Raw genomic sequence first — 21,153 nt, 5'->3', positions numbered from 1 at the left:
ATTTCAGCCGTTTAATTGGACAGCAACGCCATTCCCCGATCAAACAGCATCCGCGCATAGTCTGTCCAAATTCCCTGCCCCCAGTAGCGAAAGCAGCTTGTTTGCAGCAGCAGGTTGTAGAGTAACGCTTCCTGATAGTCAGGCTGGCGCGTGACCGCAGGATCTTGTTCGACTTGCCGATCGTATTTCTGATGAAAGGCGACGCTGAGCTGTGCCATTGGCTCCAGCACGTTTTCATAGCCCTGAACCCAACTCAGATGATTCGTCCAGGAGGCTCCGTCCATGTGAAAGTGGGGGTCGGTTTGCTGGAAGTGGGCGATCGCTTGTTGGACTGCTTCAGGCGTGGTGTGCTCCAGGTCAATAGACTGCCAGATTTTGTGCTGCTGCACTGCCTGACAGGTCGGGAAATCTGCGGGATGAATGCCTGCCGCTTCAATCAGTTCTAAATACTCTGTGCCGTTCATCGGAACTGTTCCTGTTGTGCCGCCGCCTCCGTCACGAATCTCGTGATAAACGCGAAACAAATCACGCGGATACTCATTCATCATCACGCCGCCATTTTCGCCGTCTGCAATTTGGGTGACGAGTGAGGGAATGGCTTTATCTTGTAGGGTTTGGCTATTTTGGATAACCTGTTTACCGCGTCCTTTTGCCTCAAAATAGGGCTGCATCTGGGCGACTAGTTTGGTATCCGACCCCTGCGTTTTGACCAGAGCTGTAATGCTAATGATTTCACCGTGGGAGTTTCGCGCAACCAGGCGATTCGGCAAATATTTCTGATCCTGAGACAGCGGCGAACCGTCCAGATTTTCGATCGAATGTTCCTGCACCATCAGCCAGCGATAGCCGCAATCGAGCAACGCTTGAATATAGGCATACAGCGTATCGGGATGATTGGGCAGGTGCATTTCGGGCGGCGAAAAACCTTTGACTCGCTTTAGCGCATCGATACCAAAGATTGCTGCAAACTGATGCTGCCATGCTTGAAGATGTAACTTTAAATCGGCGATCGGCGTAGAAGGTACAACGGCATGACTCCACAGCGTTCCCAGCCATTCCACATGGAGGTAATAGGCAGGATCACAGGCAATTCGCTTCAGCTTGTCTAAAACGTCCGATCGCTCCATTTGGTGCAGTCCCCAGAGCAAGTTTCCCGAATAGTCAAGCATAATGCGCGGATTGCAGCCCTCACTCACCAACTGCGGAATGAAATCCCCCATGCGCCCATAGCACCAGGCAAACGGATCAGCGTTGTGGTTATCTCCTTCGTGAGGATGTTCATACATATGTTGGAGATTGCTAATTAATCCTCCGTTGATACCTGCGGGAATAGTAGGCTGGTGCATATGTAGGGCACAAGCAAATCCAGCAGTGATATTTTCCAACGATAAATTGGTAATGGGCAAAAATAATGGTTCTTGATGGTGGGTAATCGATCGCAGTTCGTTTTCCCATCCACTAATTTGAGGAAAGTTCGATCGCAGTTCAGGTGATGAAGAGAGGGATAACATAGAAATTCTTAGTGTGCAAAAAGAGGTGAATCAGAGTGGAGAGAGCGTGAATCAGGGTGGGAAGCGTGTGGAGAGAGAGATGAATCGAATCGCCAAACGAGTAGATTTAAGAAATTGAAATTTTAGAAACTGATGGGTATTTCTGCGGCGATCGGTTTCAGCGTTCTACTTAACGATACAGACAATTCCTGATTCTGGCTGAATCTTCCCTGCTCTAAGTCCTAATCTGGATTTCAAAGCCCCCTAGCATTGGGGAATTTAGGAGCAATGTAGAACCTCTGAAACTCCTCAACCAGCCTCTCAAGCCTCGCTAACGTTTCAGCAAATTCGGAATTCCCTCACAGCCGCCGGGAATCGTTTGGCGTGTTTTGGAGCCACCCCAGGCACAGCAGTAAAATCGCTGTTCATCCGAGAGCCGCTGTACGCCTGTAAAGTCAGCATCTTCGATCACGGCTCCGGTGTATTCACCTGTTTCGTAGTCTGGAAAGTCTTTCGGCGTGCGCGGCGTGGCAGTTTTGACCGAACCATAGTAGAACCGGACATGAGACAAGTCAGACCCGGCAAAGTTGGCTTCACAGAGAACCGTCCGGGCAAAGTTGGCACGAACCAGCTCACACTGGCTCAGATTCGCTCGAATCATATTGATGTCGCTGAGGTCAGCCCCCCGCAGATCTCCCCCTGCCAGATTTGCCCCCGCCAGCATTACCCCCAGGTTAATCACGCGAACGCCCGTCAACCGATCTTCGGCATAGCCACCGGAGCCATCGAGAATGGCGCGTCCCAATCGCTCATCGCGTCTTAAAGGAGTAAGCAGTCCAGCCCCAGAGAGAAAGCGAAGAACTTTTGCTTTACCGCCTGCATCAAGGCTGCCCAAAATCGCGGCAGTGCGCCCTTCTGCGATCGCCCGCTCCATTGGGAAATCTTCCAGTAAGCCGTCGTCGTTGAGGGTGAGTTCGGCGATTCCCTGAAAATAGGCGTCGATCGTCTGCTGCTGCGTAATGATATTTTGCTGGCTGGCAAGGCGATTTTGCTCGATCGTCAGCCGCTTCGAGGTAGTGTACTGCTCCCAGGTGACATACAGCGCAACAATCGCAATCAAAATTTGACCGATCGCACTTAAAAGATTGCTGAACACATCAATGCGCTCCCAGCCAAGCTGAGCAATCTGATTTCGCACCGATTCAGCCCACGGACTGGTCCAGAGTAGCACCAGCGTTGCAACAACGACTCCTGCAATAGCAGTAATCAGCCGTCTGTGCGATCGAGTCACCTTTTCCAGATGGGGCAGCAGCGTCACTGCCAGCACCCAGAGCGATAGAAACAAGGCAACTCCGGCGGCAATTTCTCCCAGCCAAATCAGCCCAAAGCTGAAGCTAATCACCATCAAAATTAGGGCGATCGAAATCAGTAAACCCACACGCAACTCCTCATGCCAACTGTCCTTGTGTTTTGGATTAATGATCTTGATGGGTTTATTGTGCAGGAATTTCGTGGCGATCGGAAAATCGTTTTGCTAAATCAATCCAACGAAGCAGTTCTGATGAAGGATTAGCAATAGACAGGTTCGCGTTAAAATAATTCTTTTCCAGAAGTGCAGGTAGGGAAGGTATCAAAGTATGAAAAAAAGTATGAAAAAAGAAGAAAAAGAACAACTTTCCTTTAACAGTATTCATGAATTAACGGAAAATTTAACATTAGGTGAACTAGCTCAGCAAGTGATTACTGAACAGTTTCACCGAATGAGCAAGCCTGCAAAACGTGTTCTGGAAGATACCGATCCTGAACACCTGCATCAAATGCGGGTCAGCACACGCCGCCTCAGAACCGCAATGCAAATTTTCGATCGCGCCATCCTGCTGCCCAAAAGAGCTGACCGCAAACAAGTTCGTAATCTGGCTCGAATTTTAGGCGCAGTGCGTGATCTCGATGTGCAAATTGCCAGCCTGCAAAATGAGTATCAGCCCCAATTCGAGCAGACTGAACAAAAACAAATCCAATTTGCAATCAAGGCATTAAAAAAGCAGCGAGTTGCCGCGTTTCAGGCTATGAAAACTGCGCTGAACGATCGCCCCTACAAAGCTCTACAAACTGCGTTTACAAACTGGATTGAGCAGCCCAAATTTCACCCGATCGCTCACCTGCCGCTGCTCACCGTGTTGCCGGATGTACTGAGTCCTTTGGTTGCTGAAGTGCTGCTTCATTCTGGCTGGACAATCGCACAAGACAACATTGCCGTTGAAAGCGAAACGCTGCACGACCTGCGAAAAGTCTGCAAACATGCCCGCTATCAAACCGAATTCTTCAAGCCGTTTTATGGCGAACCATTTCATAACTGGATCGAAGAAATTAAACAAATTCAAGATCGGCTCGGCAGCTTCCAGGATACACAAGTGCTGCAATCGTTACTAGATGAGGCGATCGGCAATCAGGCTGAATTACCCCAACTCCAGGAAAAAATTCAGCAAACGCAAGCCGAAGCCCTCTCCACCTGGGATGCAACCCGCCAGAAATATCTGGATCAAAACTTCCGCTATCACCTACACCAAATGCTGCTGCACCCCACGCTGCACCGCGATCGAGTTCATCCAGAACTTGTGGGGGAAATTTCCTCGAATTGAGAGAAGACGTTGCAGCGAAAACAGCCGATTCCCATTGAATGGGAGCGGGCATCCAATCCGCCTGGCCAGGCAGCAATGTAGGAGCTTGGCGGCTCCGCAAATCTCTTCTCAAGTTCGCGGAATCGATTTGTGTAGAAACATCTGTCGCGATCGTCCCAGCAGAACCGAAGTTAGGGTGGTGTCAATTCGTTCCACTTCATAGCCTGCTTTGCTATAGAGCCGTTGGGCGCGGGCGTTGTCCTCCAGAACGTGCAGATACAAATCCTGATAGCCCCAGTCGAGCGCAACCCGCTCGCAGACCCGCAAAAGCTGCTGAGCTACTCCCTGCTGCCGATATTCTGCTAGCACCGCCAGATTTGACAGATAGAGATAGGGCGATTGGCGCAGAAAGGGCGATCCGGTCTTGAGCGAAATTTCGACCGTGCCGACCAGTCGATCGCTGCCCGCTACAGCAAGCTGAGGCGACTCCGAAGCCCGCGACTCAAACACCGCCTCTTGCGAAGACATCCGCCGCACTGCCACTAGACAGGCATAATGAGCCTGAGTCGATCGCTTCGCAGTTCCCCCCTGAGATAATCGCATCCGCATTCGCATATCTTCGTAGATCCCCTGTCGCAGCAAGGGATACAGCCAACCCATCGTCCCTGTGGAACTATGAAAGCTGCTGGTCAAAACTTCTGCCAGGTTGGTTAAATCCTGCTGTCTTGCTGCCCGCACGTAGAAAGGCGAACTGCCAGACGAATCGATTGCTCGCTCGATCGACGGATTGGGAGCAGCATGAAACAGTTCCTCTTCTTGCGAATCTGGCAGTTGGGAATCAGAAAAATCTGGGAAAGCGTCAGTGGGCAAGGTAGACATCTCGCAACGGAAAACAGGGGCAATATTTAGGACTCGGCGAAGAGACTGAACCGGAAAAATGAGAATGGAGGGGAATTTCCCTATTCTAGTCTCTGAAAAACTTGTCCTGACTGTGCAATGCTGCCAATTTTTGATGTGCTGGGAGAAATCTGATGAATTTATCTATAAGCCCATCGCTTCTTATACCGCAGCCTTAATTGCAGTTCGATCGTAAAGGTTGTGCCCCGCCTGACTTCAGAGGCAACGCTCAGTTTGCCCTTATGTTTCTCCAGAATAATCTAATGGGCGATCGCCAGTCCCAGCCCTGTACCTTTGCCAACAGGCTTAGTCGTAAACAGCGGCTCAAACAGTCGCTTTTGGATGGAATCGGAGATGCCATTCGCGTTATCGGCAGTTTGAATTACAGCTTGATGATCCGCGATCGAGGGTCAGTCTCCTGCGCCCTTGAGTCGATGCTGCAAAATCATCAGCGTACGCGCAAAGGCGGGATGTTGCTAACGATGCCGAATGTTGCTGACAATAAAATTAATGGGGTTATTAATTTCATGGACAATTCCTGCCACTATGTCCCCCAGGCTAGAGCGTTTTTCCTGCTGCACGAGCTGCACCTGTGCCTGTTGCAGAGTTGTGGTTCGATCGGTTAAACAAAAACACCCCCATTAAGGAGGTGTCGTCAACCAGCTAACTTAGATCAAACTTGAAAGAAGATCGAACTTGAATGAGAAACTCTAGTGGCTTAACCCCATTCGCTGATCAGAACGAGTCAGCATGGACTGTTGCCGCTGCTTTTCAGAGCGATGGTGATTCATCATCAGCACCCGTGCCCGCTCTTGAACCGACTGTGCAGGAGTCTGCTCGGTTTGAGTTTCAGTGGCAGGAGTTGGATTTGCCGTATAAGCCACGCCGCGATAAAGCAGATCTAGCGTTGGCTGAAGCACCAAAGCCTTGTTGGATTTACGGAACCGAATGTCTAGCCCGCGATATTTGCCAACTTGGGTGGCATCGCCATATTCAACTTGAGGAGCGTTGTATTCGTAGCTCACGCCGCGATAGGTCAGTTTCATAGTCTTCGCCTCTTTTCTGCGTAGATGATGGGAATGAAATGAGGCGCGTTCCTTCAGGAAAATTTCTGGGCTTTTGTCTTTTTAGCTTCTGGTTTTTTCCCTACTTCCGTCCTTTTCGATCGCCCCCGGTGCTTTGCTGACAATCTAGCTTTAGCAATCCAGAATTTACGACCTAGATTAGGATGAACGATTCACTTTCTGTATCTATTGTTACGGTTTCAGATTCTCCTGTCAACAAAAACTCGATCGGTTGTCACGAATCTTTAGTATCGGGTTGCCCCCCTAATTCAAACTCCGATCGCACCTGCCACCGCTGCCCCTCATGAATCAGCAAAATTAGGCGATTGCTTACAAACTCAAATTCAACCGATCGCGCCTGAAGCTCTGCCCAAGCAGCCTTGAAGATGGGCTTGTTGATATTCCGTGAAGCCACCGTGAGATGGGGCGAAAAGCCGCGCTGTTTGTTCTTCGGGTCACGAATGCCAATCTGCTCTAAATCCTGTATAAGGACAGCCTGAAGGGCTAGGAGTTCCGGGGTTTTTAACACGTTCACGTACAGTACCCTCGGCGCAAATGCTCCAAAGCCAGAGATGGTCACCGGGACGGGCGATCGGGTTTGGGCAAACTGCCGCAAGCGATTCTCTAACTCAAAAACCTGCTCGAATTCCCACAGAAAAGGTGGTTGAAGCGTGACGTGGGGCGGAGCCTTGGCAGTGCGAGTCTGAAAGCGATCGGTCAGCTCCTGAATAGTGCGATCGGCGTAATCCTGGACTGCTTGAGGGGGAATGAGGGCGATGAAGAAGCGGGTAGACATTGGTGCGTCTCTCAAATTTTGAGTACACTATGATAGCCCTACAGTTAATTGCCCACGCTGTAAAATCAAGCAACCTTACTCTATACCTAGCGTATCAGTCATGAAACTCACTCTGTTGCCTGCACTCGCCGTTCTGACCGTTACTGGCTGGGGATCGGCTGCAATCGCTGAAAACTTGGAGCACGTTCAGCAGTTGATTGAGACCAAGCAGTGTTCGCAGTGTGAGCTAAGCCAGGCGGGATTAGTTTATGCCAGTCTCTCAGGGGCAAATTTGCAAAATGCGAATCTGGTGCAGGCAAACCTGAGCCGATCGAATTTGAGTGGGGCAAACCTGCAGGGGGCAAATCTGGCGGGGGCGGCACTGGTGAACGCAAACTTAAGCGGAGCCGATTTGAGCGGGGCTGACTTGAGAAATGCAGATTTGCGGGGGGCAATTTTGAACGGGGCAATGATTCAGGGGGCAAACCTGGACGGGGCAAATGTGCTGCAAGCGGTAGGACTTCCGGCGATGATCGCCACCCCTGAAAATCTTTATCGCTTTGGGCTGGCAGAGGCGCAGCGCGGCAACTTTCGAGGTGCAATCAGTAATTACGATCAGGCTTTAACGCGGAACCCTACCTTTGCTCATGCTTACCTGGCGCGGGCAATGGCACGGATGCGCTTGAGTGATGATGCGGGGGCGATCGGTGATGCTCAAAGTGCCCAAGAACTTTACACCACCCAGGGCGACAGCCAGGGACAGGAGCTTTCAGCTCAATTTATTACCAGCGTTCAGGCGTATCAGGAAGCAGAGCAGCAACGGCTTAAGGCGGCAAACGGTCAGGGCGGCGGCGGGGGCGGCAATTTCTTCAGCTTCCTGGGATCAGTGGCAGGACTGGCACTGCAAATTTTTCTGCAAGGTAGCATGGGTGGCTTGGGGCTGTAGAGCTAGCTAGACGCGCTGGTATAAAACCGCAGCGCAAACCGCCAGAAAGAACGGGCAAACAGCAAAAGCACGATCGCCAAAATCCCCGCGCCAGCGATCCACAAAACCTGCGCCCGGCTCAGCAGCACTTCAGCCGGAATCGTGGTCAGGAACGCAACCGGAACCACAAAGGTAAAAAAGACGCGGTACGCCACTGGATAAGCCGCCATCGGATATCGTCCGGCTTCTAGCAGCCCCCGCAGCACTTCGGTGACGTTGTAGATTTTGACAAACCAGATGCTCGTCGCGCCCAAAATAAACCACAGGCTATAGAGAATCAGCAGCCCAAACAGAATCGGAATCACACTGGCAACATAGGCGATCGGCGGCAGATTTAGCCTTGTTCCCGCATAGCCAATCAGAATCAGCCCAAAGATCAAATCAGGCAAACCCCAGGGCGAAATCCTCCGCAGCGACAGCCAAAACTGAGAGCTGATCGGTTTCAGCAGCACAAAATCGAGCGTGCCTTTTTGCACCTGATCCACAATTTGATTCAGGTTCGGAGCCAGCAGCGTTGCGGAAAATCCTTGAAGAATGGTAAACACGCCCAGCACCAGCAGTGCCTCTTCCCAGCTCCATCCCTGAAACTGATAGCCCGTCTGATAAAACAGCGACAGACTGAACAAACTACCTGCCAGACTGCCAAAACTAGTAAGGGCAGCAATCAAAAAATTAACCCGATACTCTAGCTCGGCTTCCAAAGCGGTTGACCAGAAAAGTTTGAGGACGCGCCAGTATTGCTTTAGGGGATTTGGCGATCGATTCGATTGCTTTTGAGTCGCACGGGCTTGAGTCATAAGGAAATGAAAAAATGTTAGGGCGGTTTGGTCGCCGATTAATTGGGGGTGAATTCAGTGTGAGATTTCCTCCTATTATCAATCTGTGACCCGGCAACCTGATCTACCGCTCTGCACAGCTTCCGTAAATTTGCTGCCTTCAGGTGCAATCGATCGCTGTCATTATGGAGCAATGCCCAAGGCGTTAGCCAGTCTTACCCCATCGTAAAACCCCATGCGAGAACGGATTGAACAGCTCGTTCAGAATTTAGGACAAACGATCGTCGGCAAAGAAGAGGCAATTCGGCTAGTGCTGGTGGCTCTGTTGTCGGGTGGACATGCGCTGCTGGAAGATGTGCCCGGAGTGGGAAAAACCCTGCTGGCAAAGTCTCTGGCGCGATCAATTGAGGGACAGTTTCAGCGAATTCAGTGCACGCCGGATCTGCTGCCTGCCGACGTGACGGGGACGAATATCTGGAATCCGCGATCGGGCGAGTTTGAGTTTTTGCCTGGACCTGTGTTTGCCAATGTGCTGCTGACAGATGAAATTAACCGGGCAACGCCTCGCACCCAGTCCGCCCTGCTGGAAGTCATGGAAGAACATCAAGTGACGATCGACGGCAAATCGCGTCTGGTTCCCCATCCATTTTTTGTGATTGCGACTCAGAATCCGGTGGAATATCAGGGCACGTTTCCCCTGCCCGAAGCGCAGATGGATCGATTTGCGCTGTCCTTTAGTCTGGGCTACCCAACCGAAGCAGAAGAACTGCAAATGCTTCAGCGACTCGGACAAAAACCCGAAGCCCTACATCCCTGTATTTCTCTGGCAGAAGTGCAGTCGCTTCAACAGCTTTGTGCCCAGGTGCGAGTCGAAACGCCGCTTCAGCAATACATTCTCGATCTGGTGCGCGCCACCCGTGAAGATGAGGAAGTCTTACTCGGCGTGAGCCCTAGAGGCACAGTTGCACTGCATCGGGCAGTCCAGGCACTGGCGTTTCTGGAAGGCAGAGAATTCGCGATTCCCGACGATGTAAAATTCCTCGCGCCCTATGTCCTTTCCCACCGCATGATTCCGGCTGCCGGACGCAAATCGCGGATCATTGTCGATCGTCTGCTGCGATCGGTTGCAGTGCCATAACAAGCAACTGCTTATCCTTCGAGACTGGTCATTGATCGAAACAAAATGTTATGAAGTTTGTAGAGTTGATCTGCTGATAATCCTAAGGACTTCATGCGCTGGAAACGATTGCTGCGCTACTTTTATCTGCGTTTTTTGCGACTGCGTGGCACACCGCCCGAAATTGCCCGCGGATTTGCCTTTGGTGTGTTTTGGGGAATGTTTCCGCTGCCGGGGCTGCAAATGGCGATCGCAATTCTCACCGCAGCCGTTTTTCACAGCAGTAAAATTGCTGCCGCTGCCGGAACCTGGCTCAGCAACCCGATTACCACGCTTCCCTTTACTGCGCTGAATTTTCATGTCGGGCAAACCTTGCTGGGGCAGAAGTGGAGTGATTTACCAATCGATAGTTTGCGATCGATCGAGGGGTTTCTGGCGTTGGGAGGGGACATCCTGGTTGCCTACTTGCTGGGCTGTGCGGTGGTCGGTTTCTTTGGCGGTTTGCTCAGCTATGGTGTTGCTTTGCCTGTCGTCCGTCGGATGCAAAAACAGGTGGCAGAACGGCGGCATCAACGACGCATGCGTAAGTATCGGGCAAGATAAGCACCGCACGATCGAAAGCGTGAAGCCCAAACTTCAAGCCCAAACTCCAAGTCCAAACTTCAAGCCCAAACTTGTATGAACGACTCTTGCCTTGGGCAAAATAAAGTGGTCTGATTTTCAGAGACCAAACCTACTGCATCTACGGGGACTAGGCGACTGCTGCATCGAATGAAGTGGAAGGAGTTATCGAACGGTCGCCTGGTGCTGTGGGTGACGACGATTTTGAGCGTCCTGGCTTACGGAGTTTTCTTTGTCCGAATGCTGCTGGCTCCGTTGTTTCCGGTGGGCGCGGGCTTGCTGACCGATCCGTTTCTTCAGCTCCCAGCTGCAAACTCGGTGCGAGTGGTCTGGTTCACTGAATTTGCCGGGCGCGAGAGCTTTGTGCAATATGGCAGCAATCTTGACCAGACGACGATCGCCCAAACCACCCAGCTTTCTCGGATGCGGGAAGACCAGCGATCGCGAGTGGACAATCAGGAAGAAGACGGGCAGGTTTACACTCAGCCGACCGATCGCCCCATCTGGCGACACGAAGCTGAGGTGCAGGGACTCACTCCCAGCCAGCGCATTCCTTATCGAGTGGGCAGCATGCGCGATAACGGACGGATGGAATGGAGCGGTCGCTATACTCTGGCAGCCGTTCCCGCCCCCGGACAGCCGCTCAAGATTCTGCTGACTTCTGATCATCAGCTCATGCCAATGACCCCGGCAAACCTCCAAAAGGTGACTGAAACGATCGAACCGATCGATGCCGTGTTTCTAGCGGGCGATCTGGTGAATATTCCCGATCGCGCTTCGGAATGGTTTGACGACAATCGGGGCGGCGCGTTTTTCCCCAGTTTGCAGGGACGAGCAAATCGGCTGTTAGAGCAAAACGGGGTTGGGACTCGCTATCGCGGCGGCAAGATTTTGCAGTCGGCTCCGCTGTTTCCGGCGTTGGGCAACCACGAGGTGATGGGACGCTTTTCAACCGAACTGCCATTAAATGAGCAGTACAACGATCCCGTGCCGATCGAGAATGCAGTCGCACTCTACGCCAAAATTGCCGCTCAGATTAACCCTGGAAATGATCCGGCAATCGCCCAAACCTGGATCAAGAATCATTCCTTTAACAGCGACACCTACGAAGAAATCTTTTCCCTGCCGAATACCAGTCCGGGTGGCGAAAAATACTATGCGATCACGCTGGGCGATGTGCGGCTAATTTCCCTCGATGCCTGCAATACCTGGCGTGTCCCCAGCTTGGAGCCAAATGCACGCGGACGCTACCGCGAACGAGATGTCGATCTCTCGGATGCCAACAAATGGGGCTACGGACAGCACATCTTTGAGCCGATCGCCCCCGGTAGTCCGCAATATAGCTGGCTGGAAGCAGAGCTAAACCGCCCCGAATTTCAGCAGGCGAAATACAAAATCGTCATGTTTCACCATCCGCCCCATTCGCTGGGGGATAACGTGGTTCCGCCCTACACGAACCCGACGCAGATTATCGATCGCTTCCCGGACGGGCAAATTAAATCCGTGCGCTACGAATACCCGATCGATCGCGACTATCTGCTGCGAGATCTGATGCCGCTCCTGGAAAAGGCAGGCGTACAGCTTGTGTTCTATGGACATTCGCACCTGTGGAATCGGTTTGACAGTCCGGGCGGAATGCACTTCCTGGAAAGCTCGAACGTGGGCAACACCTACGGAGCCTTTCTGGGTGAAACTCGTCGCTCAATTCCGATCGGTTTTCAGCCCAACTACGTGCCTAGCGGAGATCCGGGTGGACTGACGGCGATCGTACCTTCGATTAGTGCTCTGCTCGATGAAAATGGCAAACCCCAGCCCTACATTGCCAGCAACGAGATCACCGTCTTCAGCATTCTAGACACTGCGACCGGGCTTGTCAGCAGCTACCGATTTGATGCCCGCCAGCCCGAGGGGGACGTGGTGCGCTTTGATGAGTTTCAGATTGTTCGGTAGCACTCAGGTGCAGAGAAAAGCCATTCCCCAGAAAACCTAGGAGAATGGCTACCGATGAAAGGAGTTAATCGTATCCGCACCCAAACTTAAACGCTTGCTAGCCACCCATCCCGGGGATCAAGCCTGCTGTCAGCCGCTTCAGGGCACGGCTTGCGACGTCGCTATAGCGCAATTGACCACAGAGAATTTGTCCCATGCGCTCGGTTGCAGTCGGACGTTTCACACCGATTTTGTAGCCGAAGCTGGGAATCCGGTAAAATACGCCTGCCAACCGCTGTGCCCAAACCATATCTGCGCCCCATTCCTGGTTCATCACTTGGGAATAGCCAGCGAGCGCGTTTGCATTACCGCCGATCGCCTGATCGATCGCTTCGGCTGCCTTGACCCCGCTAAAAATCGAGGGACGAATACCTTCTGCCGTAAAGGGATCAACCACACAGGCAGCTTCTCCTGCCAGGACGGCATTTTGGGTATGTAGCTTTTGTTCGCCGTCCCACAGGCACAGAGGATGCCCGTACTGCTTGCAGGTTTGCAGGTCGATACCAAACAGCGTCGCGTATTCGGTCAGAATGCTCTTAAAGTCCTGCGGCTCACCGCCTCGGAAGGTCCCCACACCGATCGAATAGCCCTCTGCCTTGGGAAAATTCCAGATGTAGCCGTTTTTGACCATGCCAAACTCAAAGTGAGCGGTATCTGAATTTGCAACGGTAGCTTTTGCTTCGGCTTCTAAGGCTCCAGCGAGGCGACGCTTGCGATCTTTAAAGCCCAGCCATTTTGCTGTTTGCCCCTTTGCACCGTCGGCAGCAATTAAATAGCGTCCTTCAACTGGACCCTGCGCTGTGTTCACCTGCCAGCGATCGCTCTTAAACTCGATGCCTTTGACTTCGGTATTGTCTCGCAGTTCTGCGCCTTGCTTTTGCGCCTGTTGAATCAGAAAATGGTCAAATACATCGCGCCGCACCATCCAGATCGGCTCCAGGCTTTCGAGCTTGGCAGTCACCGGATCGTCCATTTTCCAGGTATAGCGGATGGTGTCTACCTTGAGGGAAATGGCAGGCGAAAAGTCAAAGTCAAACCATTCGGCAATTTGGGGGGAAACGCCACCTCCACACGGCTTATAGCGCGGCAGCGACTCTTTTTCTAAAACCAGAACCGATCGCCCTCGCTTTGCCAGATGGTAGGCAGCCGATCCGCCTGCGGGTCCTGCGCCGACGATGATGCAGTCATACATAAAGCTTCAATCTCACTTCTAGATACGCCAATTTGCTGTGGAACTAGAAAGGGATTCCCCCTTAACGAATAACACTCAAACCAGTGTCCCTGCTGAAGTCACTCACGGTCAATCCGCAACCGACAACCCCCATCACTCCAGAGCAATCGACAAGCTTCAGCACAGGCTGAATTCAGAGGACGTTTGAGCCGTATTCTTTGTTCTACACTGTCCCTTAAATTGCCCCAATCTTGGAAGACTTTAGAACCCCAGAGCTAGGGCAAGTTCTTCAGAATTGAGAGGATAGGGCAGGTCACAAGCATTTATTTTCATAACATCCTGCTAGGCTTCTCCTCAGTGTAAATTCCACCTCTCTGTTTTGCTGTGTTTTTCTAGGTAAGATCGCTGGGATTTCTTTAAAGCTTACTTAAACTGCAAAGAGCAAATCCGGCGGGATTACTTCGAGTTCCTGGGTTGCAGCCTCGACCCATTCCTGCATCAAAGGAAGCGTCCAGATTGCGTCTGCGTAGGTTTGCGCCTCTGAGTCCAGCTTGACGTTATAGGTGACAAATCGAGACACGACGGGAGCGTACATGGCATCGGCAATCGTGAAATTTCCAAACAAAAACGAACCCTGCTGCCTATACTGCTGCCGACAGTCTCGCCAGATCTGGCTGATGCGATCGATATCTTTCTGAACACTGGGTGTCACGCGATCGGTTGAATAACGCGATCGACAGTCCATTGGGAGATTCCGGCGCAAATCGAAAAATCCTGCGTGCATTTCTGCACTGACTGACCGGACGACTGCCCGAACTGCCGAATCCGCAGGCAACAAGCCAGAAGCAGGGGCAAGCTCAGCAATGTACTCGCCAATCGCGATCGATTCCCACACCCTCAAATCATCGTGCAGAAGAACGGGAACTCTGGCTGAGGGGGAATATTGGGAGATGCGATCGTAGAATTCTGGCGTATCGAGCGGCAGCCGAATTTCGGTAAACGGTAAGCCCGAATATTTCAGCGTCAGCCAGGCTCGCAGCGACCAGGACGAGTAATTTTTGTTGCCAATGATAAGAGTCAGCATGAGGAGTTGATTGTTTGAGGGTCGTTCGGGTTTAGCTCGTGCTGTTACTTGTTCGATTGCTTAGGAGCTGCGCTGCTGTCGGGATTACTCGAATTGACCATTCTATAAAAACCGTAGCATTACCCTCCCTTGCCTTAACAAATTTGTTTAGACTGACTCTGTGTCTTTCACCAGTTTCTAAGTTCGCCAGAAGACAAAATAGAGCTACAAAACAAAGATAATGGACAACGATAGGCTGCCAGAAAAGCTGCGGAGAAGTTTGGAAAAAGAGCTTTCGCCAAATGAGCAGATTCAATGGATTGAGCAGCCTATTGCTCGTTTTTTTACTCGTTCCGTCCTGGGTGTTTGTTTAGTTCTATTCGTTTCCTTACTATTTTTTTCTTTTACCAGCTTTAGCACCTATCAACAAGCGAGAGACATGGGAAGATCTCTGCTTGAATTTGTAGGTGTTCCAGGTGCTCTAGTTTTTCTCATGGGAACTGTTATTCCGCTATTTCTTATCTTTTTTATTCCCTTCCTGAATTGGCTCACAGCACGTCAGTCTGTTTACGTCATAACCTATGAACGAGCCTTTATTCTTACAGCGGGACGGTCGACAACAGTAACATCTTTTATGCCTTCTGAGCTAAGGGTTGTCTCTCGTCGAGAAGATCGCGATGGCAGTGGTGACATTATTCTTTACGTCCACAGATCAAAAGATTATGACGGCGATATCCAGACTCAAGAGATAGGGTTCAAGCAAGTTCGTAATGCAAAAGCCTTTGAAAGGATGTTGCGCCAAATTGACTTAGGATAACCGATCGCCCTTTATTGGGTGCTTTCAATCTAAAGCGCGATCGACCGCAATACCCAGCCAATCACAATTCCCAGTCCGCCAAACCGCACCGCCTGCCAGAATACTTCTTTTAAACCGCTCCAGGAAAAAAGCTGACTTTCCAAGGCGACTTCCAGTGCTTCGAGCTGCTGCTGGATCTGTTTGAGTTCAGCTTTCAGTTCTGGGGTTTTATCACGGCGTAGATTACCGCGTACATCATCCAGGCGGTTCTTCAGCTCGATCTGTCGCTGCTGGTCTGCCTGCACCTGGGCGTAGCGAGCTTTGAGGCGCAGTAAATCAGCTTCGGCTTGGCGTAAGCCTTGTTCCAGGTCGATCGCTTCATCGGGGGCAGGAGCCATTTGGGGAAGGAAAAAAGTGAGGAACAGGAGAAGACAATAAAGAATTTTGGGAAGGAACCAGATGCTCGAACCTGCATAGTACATTAGGAGAAAGAATCCGTCTTCCTAACCCGATCCTAATATGCCCCAATCTCCCATGTCTCAATCTATGCCCGAACCACTGGCATCCGAAGGCTCTGCGCTAACGGCATCTGCCCCTGCGCCCAAAGCCGCCCTCGCCGAACTCAGTACCCTGGAACTGGCACAGGCACTTGCAGAACGGCTCTCGATCGCCCCGCAGGATTGGCATCGGCTCAAGGCAAACCGCAACGCACGGGCAAGCGAACAGGCTGCGATCGCGCTGGTTTATCTGCTGCGAAACAACCCACAAGAGGCACTGCCCCGACTTCAGCAGGCAAGCGGCTGGCTCGATCGATCCGTTTCTGCACCGCCCTGCCCAACTCACGGACATTGACTGATTACAGCGGAAAAGCCATAACTGAAGAAATGACAGCAGAAATGGCAGCAGTCGAAATTGAGGAATTGCGATGGTTGGACGATGGCTTGACATCTACCCTGACGGGCGCGTGTTTGAGATGGAAGGCGGTAAGCCGCTGCGCGTGTTTCAAACCAACGGCGAGGTCAAAAAGCTGCTGAATGCTCTTCAGCAAACCAATGCCGGACGCTATGCCATTGCTCCACCCGCAAAAGTGCCGCCGACGATCGAAACCGAACGCCGCGTGATTCGCATTACCCGCACGAACCGCACCAATCCCAGCGGTTTGGTGTTGCTGAACGTCGCGCTGATTCAAGGAAATCGGGCGATCGATCAAATTCCAGCAATATCGGGTCAACCGAGAGAGCAGAACTTTCGCACCGTCAATCAAAGCCGCGCCGGCTCGATGGAACCTCTACCCGAAGGCTACTGGCTGGTGGGCAATGTGGAATGGGCAAGCGGGGTGCGCGACGATTACTCTAAAAGCTGGGCGGATGATGCAAACGGTTTAGGTCCAGTCTGGGTGGGAATGCGCTGCAACTCTCCGACTGAGCGAACGGCGATCGGCTTTCATTTGGATAACAATGCGGCAGCTTCTCCTGGTACAAATGGCTGTGTGGGAATTTCATCGCTGGCTGATCTGAAAAAGTTTGTCGGCTGGTTTAACGATCCGCGCTATGCGCCCAGGGTTGCGATCGTCAATTGGGGATTGGGAACGGTGGAGACACTCAAAAGTTAAATCAGGGTGAAATGAAACGCGAACTACGGACGATACAACCATGCGCCTGATCATCTGCGATTCCGCGGATGGCGTCGCGAATTGGGCAGCGAATTATGTGAAACATCGCATCAAAACCTTTGCACCCACGATCGATCGCCCCTTTGTGCTGGGATTGCCGACGGGCAGCACACCGCTCAAAATGTATCGCTGCTTAGTTGAATTTTATCAGCAGGGCGAATTGAGCTTTAGAAACGTGGTGACATTCAATATGGATGAATATGTCGGGCTTCCCGAAGATCATCCGCAAAGCTATCACGCCTATATGCACCAAAATTTTCTTGATCACATTGATATTCCACGAGAACAGATTCATATCCTGAATGGAAATGCGATTGATGTTGATCAAGAATGCGATCGCTATGAAGCAAAAATCAAAGCATTGGGCGGCGTTAAATTATTTATCGGCGGTGTGGGCGAAGATGGGCATATCGCATTTAATGAGCCAGGTTCGTCATTACAGTCAAGAACGCGAATTAAAACCTTAACCTACAGCACCAAATTAGCAAACGCTCGTTTTTTTAATCAGGATGTCAATCAAGTACCGAAATTTGCGTTAACGGTCGGAGTCGGCACGATTAACGATGCAAAGGAAGTCATGATCCTGGTGCAGGGATATCACAAAGCGAATGCACTGCAACACGCGATCGAGGATGGTGTAAATCACATGTGGTCGGTTTCTGCGCTTCAGCTTCATCCCCGGAGTGTGATTGTGTGCGATGAAGACGCGACGCTGGAATTGAAAGTGAAGACGGTAAAATACTTCAAAGAGCTGGAGCAAGACAGCCCGACGCTGGAAGGCAGAGAAACGCATGGGTGAAAAGGTTTGAGGAATGTTCGAGGTGCAACATTGCCTCTGAATCCCTCAACTCTGGAGGTTCTGAACGCGATAGATTCCTAACACATCCTCCAAGTCTAGATTACAAACTTCTTCAGGCTAACAAAGTAGAAAATTGGGGGGCAGGGGTTTTACCCTGAGCGAGGGCGAAGCCTCCACACCCCCCCGTCCCTTGCGTGAGTAAAAAGGCTGTAAGAGCGCAAAGCAGCCCAACTTGTTAATCATTTCACTAATGGATGTTAGGTGTCAGCGGACGAAAGCCAGCTTTATGTTGGAATGAAACAGCAATCTAGGGTAATACTCCACTGCACCACCAAGCGCATCGTTGCGAAACGGTATTCTGCTTCTATTTGTGTTGGGGTAGGGCAGTCGCCAGCCAGGGAGTAATTTCTCTGTTTTTCACAGGGATTGCTTTTGTTTCAAAATCCTTTTTCTATCAATCATCCAACCTATCCCTTCTACGGTGAATATTATGTCAAGGGCAAAATCGATCGCTCAAAAGCTTGCTGTATTGGTGACCCTGTTACCTTTTAGTGCTGGAATTGCCTTGAATCCCATTCACAAGGATCGAGCAGTGGCTCAGCCAACTCAGGGGTCTTTAGGGCAATGTATTTTAGATCTACGAGAAGCTAACATCTATGGTTCTAACGCAGCCGATCGCTGTATTAATCAACTGCAAAATCTGCCGCCTACGCAATCACTAGGGCAATGTATTTTAGATCTACGGCAAGCTAACATCTATGGTTCTAACGCAGCCGATCGCTGCGAACGCTTGCTTGCTGCTCAGCAACGCAATGGAGGTCAAAGTTCTGTTAGCCGCCCAGGTTCAAGTTCGCGTCGAGCAGTGCGAATCAACAACAATACAGGAGGCAACATCATTGAGCTTTATCTTTCTCCTGCAAGCAGTGATGATTGGGGAGCTAATCGGCTAAATGGCACTTTTAATTCCGGCTATTTTATCAACTTCACTTTGGGCAGTTCTGAGTGCATTTATGACATTAGGGCAGACTTCGATGACGGTAGCTATGTCCAGGATCAGTTTGATGCCTGTCGCAGTAACACCTATAACCTGAACTAAGTTTCGTGAAGTAATCAGTTCTTTGCCTAAAACCTGATTTCACCCCTGATACAGCCTTTTTCTAGCCTTTTTCCAGCCTAATGAAGTATAAGAAATGGGGGGCAGGGGTGAAACTCACAGCAAGGGAAGCAGACTCCACGCCTCTATCTTAACTAGAGCGAAAAAGGCTGTATTAGCGGAATGCTGGCTTTAACGAACGCAACGATCTACACCTCAAAAGATGTTTTTGACGATCGCGCCCTGCTGATCGATCGCGATCGAATTGTGGATCTGGTTCCGGCGGATGCGCTGCCCGAAGTAGATGCGGTGATTGATCTGCATGGACAAATTGTTGCCCCTGGGTTTATTGATTTGCAGCTTAATGGCTGTGGCGGGGTGATGTTTAACGATGCAATTACCGTCGAAACGCTGGACATCATGCACCAGACGAATCTCAAAAGCGGTACGACCAGCTTTCTGCCCACGCTGATCACCACCTCTGATGAAGAGATTAAAGCGGCGATTGATCTAATCAAAATCTATCGCAAAACGCACTCCGCCTCGGTGCTGGGGCTGCATTTGGAAGGACCATTTCTGAACCCGAAACGCAAGGGGATTCACAATGGAAATTACATTCGTGCTGCCGATCGCATAATGCTAGACATAATTGCAGTCGCCGGAAAAGAAGTCGTGCGTCTGGTTACGCTTGCGCCAGAACTGGCAGCGGTAGAAGAAATTAAACTTCTGACTGATCGCGGCATTGTGGTTTCGGCAGGACATACGGATGCGACCTACGAAGAGGCGATCGATCGATTTGAGGCCGGGGTGAACATGACCACCCATTTATTTAATGCAATGTCGCCCTGGCAGGGACGTAAACCGGGCATGGTGGGAGCCGTGTTCGATCACCCAGAGGTGTATGCAGGCATTATTGCAGACGGTCATCATGTGCATTTTGCCTCGATCGCCCTTGCCCATCGGCTGAAGCAGAACAAGCTGATTCTTGTCACCGACGCGACGCCGCCCGTTGGCACAGACATGACCTCGTTTATCATCGGCGGCAACGAAGTGTTTTACCGGGACGGCAAATGTGTCTCGGCAGATGGAACCCTGGGCGGCTCAGCCCTAACGATGATCGAAGCGATCGCCAACTGTGTGCAGCACGTCCGAATTCCCCTTGCAGAAGCTCTCAGAATGGCATCAACCTATCCGGCTCAACTGCTCGGACTGCATCACAAACTCGGTGACATTGCTCCCGGATACGTGGCAAATTTGGCAATTTTTGATCGCGAGTTTCAGATGGGTGGTGTGGTCGATCGCGGCTGGTTTTACGGATTGCGATAGCATGGGTTTCATGGCGCATTCCTGGATTCCGCAAGCCACCGACGACGGCTCTTTCACCTTCTTCTCGGAAACCTTTGGTGAAACGTTTCACAGTACGCAGGGCGCAAGGGCAGAGGCGTTTGTCAAATTTGTAAAAGCGACCCATCTGGCAGAAAAAGCGACTCGCGATCGGCTCAACTTGCTCGATGTCTGCTACGGTTTGGGCTACAACACAGCAGCCGCTTTGGAAACAATCTGGACGGTGAATCCAGCTTGTCAGGTGCAGGTGTATGGGCTGGAGTGGGATGCGACTGTTCCTGCGGGAGCAATCGAGCCGCCGCTAATTCAGTCCTGGTCGCCTGCGGTGCAGACCGTTCTAAAATCCCTGGCAGAACAGCACGTTTGTCAGACCGATCGACTGCAAGCCACGCTGCTAATTGGCGATGCCCGGCAGACGATCGATCCGGTGATTCAATCCGGCTTTGCTGCCGATGCCATCTTCTTTGACCCCTTTTCGCCCCGTCGTTGTCCCCAGCTCTGGACAGTGGATTTTTTTCAACGAATCGTGCGCTGTCTTGCCCTCGACGGAACGCTGGCAACCTACTCGCGCTCTGCCTGTGTTCGATCGGCTATGGTTGAAGCCGGACTGACGATCGGCACAATTCCCATGAACGACGAACTGCATCCCACCCACGAATGGTCACAAGGGACAATCGGCGCGTGGACAACAGCAGGTCTGCATCCCCTGACACGAATGGAGCAGGAGCACCTCTGCACCCGCGCTGCCATTCCCTACCGCGATCCGAATTTGACCGGCTCAGCAGAGGCAATTCTGAGCCGCCATCAGCAGGAGCAGAAAATCTGTAGGCGAGAATCTACGTCAAGCTGGCGCAGACGATGGAAGATTACCTGAAATTACAGG

At 51.4% G+C, this 21,153-nt stretch carries 24 protein-coding genes and 1 riboswitch; of the genes, 14 read left to right on the top strand and 10 right to left on the bottom strand.

The window, feature by feature from the left end:
• Positions 1-11: 11 nt before the first annotated feature.
• Entirely contained in the window at positions 12-1,511 is a 1,500-nt protein-coding gene (locus NDI45_RS01760) for a glycosyl hydrolase family 57 (protein WP_348245908.1), read from the bottom strand.
• Between the two features lie 310 nt (positions 1,512-1,821).
• Positions 1,822-2,928: a pentapeptide repeat-containing protein gene (locus NDI45_RS01755; RefSeq protein ID WP_347277835.1), complete on the bottom strand. Its 1,107-nt coding sequence runs from the start codon at positions 2,926-2,928 to the stop codon at positions 1,822-1,824.
• A 12-nt stretch (positions 2,929-2,940) separates the two neighbouring features.
• Between NDI45_RS01755 and NDI45_RS01750 the strand changes: the two genes are divergently transcribed.
• Both NDI45_RS01750 and NDI45_RS01745 read left to right on the top strand, forming a co-directional pair.
• Positions 2,941-3,063: a hypothetical protein gene (locus NDI45_RS01750; RefSeq protein ID WP_348245905.1), complete on the top strand. Its 123-nt coding sequence runs from the start codon at positions 2,941-2,943 to the stop codon at positions 3,061-3,063.
• A gap of 76 nt (positions 3,064-3,139) precedes the next feature.
• A complete protein-coding gene (locus NDI45_RS01745) occupies positions 3,140-4,129 on the top strand; it encodes a CHAD domain-containing protein (RefSeq protein WP_348245903.1) in 990 nt (329 codons plus the stop codon).
• A gap of 108 nt (positions 4,130-4,237) precedes the next feature.
• Here NDI45_RS01745 and NDI45_RS01740 read toward each other — a convergent pair whose 3' ends face one another.
• The 4 genes from NDI45_RS01740 to NDI45_RS01725 form a co-directional block, all read right to left on the bottom strand.
• Entirely contained in the window at positions 4,238-4,987 is a 750-nt protein-coding gene (locus NDI45_RS01740; protein WP_348245901.1) for a GNAT family N-acetyltransferase, read from the bottom strand.
• A 278-nt stretch (positions 4,988-5,265) separates the two neighbouring features.
• Entirely contained in the window at positions 5,266-5,349 is an 84-nt protein-coding gene (locus NDI45_RS01735) for a hypothetical protein (protein ID WP_348245991.1), read from the bottom strand.
• A gap of 366 nt (positions 5,350-5,715) precedes the next feature.
• Positions 5,716-6,051, bottom strand: coding sequence for a DUF4278 domain-containing protein (locus tag NDI45_RS01730; protein ID WP_190790810.1), 336 nt, complete (start codon positions 6,049-6,051; stop codon positions 5,716-5,718).
• Between the two features lie 42 nt (positions 6,052-6,093).
• Positions 6,094-6,242, bottom strand: a riboswitch (Glutamine riboswitch).
• Between the two features lie 62 nt (positions 6,243-6,304).
• A complete protein-coding gene (locus NDI45_RS01725; protein ID WP_348245899.1) occupies positions 6,305-6,865 on the bottom strand; it encodes a 2'-5' RNA ligase family protein in 561 nt (186 codons plus the stop codon).
• Between the two features lie 100 nt (positions 6,866-6,965).
• On the opposite strand from NDI45_RS01725, the gene NDI45_RS01720 reads away from it, so the two are divergent.
• Positions 6,966-7,790, top strand: coding sequence for a pentapeptide repeat-containing protein (locus NDI45_RS01720; RefSeq protein ID WP_348245897.1), 825 nt, complete (start codon positions 6,966-6,968; stop codon positions 7,788-7,790).
• Positions 7,791-7,792: 2 nt separating this feature from the next.
• Here the strand turns inward: NDI45_RS01720 and NDI45_RS01715 are convergent, their stop codons facing one another.
• The gene (locus tag NDI45_RS01715) at positions 7,793-8,626 is read right to left on the bottom strand and encodes an ABC transporter permease (protein ID WP_190790390.1); all 834 of its coding nucleotides are present in this window, start codon (positions 8,624-8,626) and stop codon (positions 7,793-7,795) included.
• 85 nt (positions 8,627-8,711) lie between these two features.
• On the opposite strand from NDI45_RS01715, the gene NDI45_RS01710 reads away from it, so the two are divergent.
• The 4 genes from NDI45_RS01710 (at position 8,712) to NDI45_RS01695 (ending at position 12,293) form a co-directional block, all read left to right on the top strand.
• On the top strand, positions 8,712-8,834 hold the full coding sequence (locus NDI45_RS01710) for a hypothetical protein (protein WP_277879035.1): 123 nt from the start codon (positions 8,712-8,714) through the stop codon (positions 8,832-8,834).
• A 6-nt stretch (positions 8,835-8,840) separates the two neighbouring features.
• The gene (locus NDI45_RS01705; protein ID WP_190790389.1) at positions 8,841-9,743 is read left to right on the top strand and encodes a MoxR family ATPase; all 903 of its coding nucleotides are present in this window, start codon (positions 8,841-8,843) and stop codon (positions 9,741-9,743) included.
• Positions 9,744-9,836: 93 nt separating this feature from the next.
• Entirely contained in the window at positions 9,837-10,325 is a 489-nt protein-coding gene (locus NDI45_RS01700) for a DUF2062 domain-containing protein (protein ID WP_190790388.1), read from the top strand.
• Between the two features lie 258 nt (positions 10,326-10,583).
• Complete coding sequence (locus NDI45_RS01695) at positions 10,584-12,293, top strand: metallophosphoesterase family protein (RefSeq protein ID WP_348245989.1); 1,710 nt, start codon at positions 10,584-10,586, stop codon at positions 12,291-12,293.
• 97 nt (positions 12,294-12,390) lie between these two features.
• Here the strand turns inward: NDI45_RS01695 and NDI45_RS01690 are convergent, their stop codons facing one another.
• Complete coding sequence (locus tag NDI45_RS01690) at positions 12,391-13,524, bottom strand: geranylgeranyl reductase family protein (protein ID WP_190790386.1); 1,134 nt, start codon at positions 13,522-13,524, stop codon at positions 12,391-12,393.
• Positions 13,525-13,930: 406 nt separating this feature from the next.
• Complete coding sequence (locus NDI45_RS01685) at positions 13,931-14,587, bottom strand: glutathione S-transferase family protein (protein WP_190790385.1); 657 nt, start codon at positions 14,585-14,587, stop codon at positions 13,931-13,933.
• Positions 14,588-14,846: 259 nt separating this feature from the next.
• Between NDI45_RS01685 and NDI45_RS01680 the strand changes: the two genes are divergently transcribed.
• Positions 14,847-15,383, top strand: a complete 537-nt coding sequence (locus tag NDI45_RS01680) for a hypothetical protein (RefSeq protein WP_348245893.1) — start codon at positions 14,847-14,849, stop codon at positions 15,381-15,383.
• Positions 15,384-15,412: 29 nt separating this feature from the next.
• On the opposite strand, the gene NDI45_RS01675 is transcribed toward NDI45_RS01680, so the two are convergent.
• Positions 15,413-15,760 carry a DUF2203 domain-containing protein gene (locus NDI45_RS01675; protein WP_190790383.1) on the bottom strand — a complete coding sequence of 116 codons (348 nt, stop codon included), beginning with the start codon at positions 15,758-15,760 and terminating at the stop codon, positions 15,413-15,415.
• Positions 15,761-15,881: 121 nt separating this feature from the next.
• Between NDI45_RS01675 and NDI45_RS01670 the strand changes: the two genes are divergently transcribed.
• The 6 genes from NDI45_RS01670 (at position 15,882) to NDI45_RS01645 (ending at position 21,144) form a co-directional block, all read left to right on the top strand.
• Positions 15,882-16,214 carry a DUF6439 family protein gene (locus NDI45_RS01670; protein ID WP_348245891.1) on the top strand — a complete coding sequence of 111 codons (333 nt, stop codon included), beginning with the start codon at positions 15,882-15,884 and terminating at the stop codon, positions 16,212-16,214.
• A gap of 73 nt (positions 16,215-16,287) precedes the next feature.
• Positions 16,288-16,974 (top strand): hypothetical protein, encoded by a 687-nt coding sequence (locus NDI45_RS01665; RefSeq protein ID WP_190790382.1) that lies wholly within the window; start codon positions 16,288-16,290, stop codon positions 16,972-16,974.
• A gap of 40 nt (positions 16,975-17,014) precedes the next feature.
• On the top strand, positions 17,015-17,833 hold the full coding sequence (nagB, locus tag NDI45_RS01660; RefSeq protein WP_348245889.1) for a glucosamine-6-phosphate deaminase: 819 nt from the start codon (positions 17,015-17,017) through the stop codon (positions 17,831-17,833).
• Positions 17,834-18,323: 490 nt separating this feature from the next.
• Positions 18,324-18,929, top strand: a complete 606-nt coding sequence (locus NDI45_RS01655) for a hypothetical protein (RefSeq protein WP_348245887.1) — start codon at positions 18,324-18,326, stop codon at positions 18,927-18,929.
• 180 nt (positions 18,930-19,109) lie between these two features.
• Positions 19,110-20,252, top strand: coding sequence for an N-acetylglucosamine-6-phosphate deacetylase (gene nagA, locus NDI45_RS01650; protein ID WP_348245885.1), 1,143 nt, complete (start codon positions 19,110-19,112; stop codon positions 20,250-20,252).
• A 10-nt stretch (positions 20,253-20,262) separates the two neighbouring features.
• Complete coding sequence (locus NDI45_RS01645; RefSeq protein WP_348245883.1) at positions 20,263-21,144, top strand: MnmC family methyltransferase; 882 nt, start codon at positions 20,263-20,265, stop codon at positions 21,142-21,144.
• Positions 21,145-21,153 lie beyond the last annotated feature (9 nt).

Origin of the sequence: Leptolyngbya sp. GB1-A1 (assembly GCF_039962475.1) — a bacterium.
Taxonomy (GTDB): Bacteria; Cyanobacteriota; Cyanobacteriia; order Elainellales; family Elainellaceae; genus Leptolyngbya_A.
The sequence above is the reverse complement of the archived record's forward strand: the minus strand, read 5'-3'. Positions and strand labels throughout refer to the sequence as shown.